1 protein-coding gene and 1 pseudogene are annotated in these 727 nt (G+C 65.7%); both read left to right on the top strand.

What is annotated here, in order from left to right; translation table 11 throughout:
- On the top strand, window positions 1-380 hold a 380-nt coding region (locus tag EOA24_RS39990), incomplete at its 5' end, for an endonuclease/exonuclease/phosphatase family protein (protein ID WP_348633116.1).
- Between the two features lie 7 nt (window positions 381-387).
- Window positions 388-727, top strand: a pseudogene (locus EOA24_RS39995) (EamA family transporter); the annotation flags it as partial.

A 727-nucleotide genomic window follows, 5' to 3' on the forward strand; every position in this document is an offset into this window, starting at 1 on the left:
GGTCGAACGGCCAGGCGGAGCCCGCAAACCCTCAGGCGGCGATCTGGCTTGGCGATTTCAACATGGAGCCGGGCAGCGCCGAATACCGGCGTATTACCGGCAGCATGCCGTATCATCCCGGCGCGGCCTATATCGACGGCTTCGTCGATGCCGCCGCCGTCGCCAGCGAGCCTGGGCCGGATTTCCACACGCATGAAAAGATCATCGACGGCAGGCTGGCGAAACGCCGGCTCGACCATTGCTTCGTCGGCGGCATGCTGGCCAGGCGCGTCCGTTCGGTGACAGCGGATATCGGCGCGGTGGCATCAGACCATTTTCCGCTAAGGGTCGAGATCGACCTGGAAACGCCGGGCATCGGCTCAAGTCTGGCGGGCAGGTGAGGCGGGCATGACGCTGTTCGTCTTCCTGGCTGTGCTCTCGGCGGCAGCCATGCACGCGATCTGGAACGCGCTGGTCAAGGTGCATCTCGACCGCTTCCTGTCGATCACGCTGATGACGCTCGGCATGGGCGCCGCGGCGCTCGTGGTGCTGCCCTTTGTCGAGATGCCGAAGGCCGAGGTCTGGCCATTCATCCTCGCCTCGGTCTTCTTCCACATGGGCTACCGGACATTCCTGATCGGCGCTTACAAGGCCGGCGATTTCGCCCAGACCTATCCGCTGGCGCGCGGCACCGCGCCGCTGCTCTCGGCGCTGGGCGGCATTGTGTTGGTCGGGGAGGTGCCTGCGC

The organism is Mesorhizobium sp. M2A.F.Ca.ET.039.01.1.1, from assembly GCF_003998035.1.
Lineage (GTDB): Bacteria > Pseudomonadota > Alphaproteobacteria > Rhizobiales > Rhizobiaceae > Mesorhizobium.